This window comes from Mycobacterium nebraskense, from assembly GCF_002102255.1.
GTDB lineage: Bacteria > Actinomycetota > Actinomycetes > Mycobacteriales > Mycobacteriaceae > Mycobacterium > Mycobacterium nebraskense.
In genome coordinates this window covers 1-1,046 of the sequence record NZ_LQPH01000096.1, presented here as the reverse complement: position 1 = coordinate 1,046, position 1,046 = coordinate 1, and the positions used below count along the sequence as shown (strand labels likewise).

Annotated in this window: 1 protein-coding gene; it reads right to left on the bottom strand. The window is 63.5% G+C overall.

What is annotated here, in order from left to right:
- Positions 1-352: 352 nt before the first annotated feature.
- Positions 353-1,039: a methyltransferase gene (locus AWC17_RS10105; protein WP_264055914.1), complete on the bottom strand. Its 687-nt coding sequence runs from the start codon at positions 1,037-1,039 to the stop codon at positions 353-355.
- Positions 1,040-1,046 lie beyond the last annotated feature (7 nt).

The window sequence follows — 1,046 nt, the reverse complement described above, 5'->3', positions numbered from 1 at the left end:
TGCTCCTTCCATCAGACTTGCCGGTCTTCGAGGGAACCTACGTCCGGATTCTTTTACACCGCGGCAGGGACACGACCAAGTCAACGAAACGGACGGCGTTCGGCCTCGAGGACCGTAGCGACCGGTCAAGCGTCTTGACGCCGAAGCGCGCTGCCGGCCGTTAAGGCGATCTTGCGGCATTGGTGTTGAAAGCCTGTAAAGAAGGCGGAGCCGTTGCGTGACAGCAAGCATCAGCGGCGATCTCCCGCGGGGCCTCGTTATACCCGCGACGCGACCCGTCGTCCGGTGAGGGTTCGCGACGGGTGTGCCGATCGCGCCCGCGCCTTCCGCGCAGCCACCGAAGTCGTCCCGGCTACACCGCGGTCGCCTCGATGATGCTGAGCGGCGATACGGTCTCTACGATTCGGTTCAACCGAAAACCGGCTTGGTCGAACAGCCGGCCATATTCGTCCGCGGTGCGTTCGCGCGCGCCGGCGACGACCAGCATCTCGATGTCGACCCACTTGCCGTGGAAGTCGCGGTCGTTGTCGGGAATGACGAACTCGCAGAGCAACAGTCGCGCGCCGGTGCGGGCCGCGGCGTGAACGTTCTTCAGGATGCGCACTGCGTCTTCCTCGGGCCAGTCATGGATGACGTTCTTGAGCACATACGCGTCGCCGCCCTCCGGCGCGGAATCGAAGAACGAGCCCTCTTCGATCCGGACGCGGTCGTCGACACCGTACTTGCGAAACAACTCAGGGGCGCCCGCCACGACCTCCGGAAGATCGAACAGCACGCCGCGCGAATTGGGAGCCGTCTCCAGGATCGCCGCCAAGAGCCGACCGTGTCCGCCACCGACATCGACGATCGTGCCGAACGCACTGAAGTCGTAGGCCGCGGTCAAGGGCACGGTCGCGAACTCGGACACATTGGTCATGGCAGAGTTGAAAATTCCACCTAGCTCCGCTTCGTCAGCCAGGTACTCGAAGGCGGTGGCGTCCCAGGAGCGGTGTAAAAGTGGTCTGACATAGGTTCCGCTCGCTTGCGTTGATGATCCTATGCGGTGG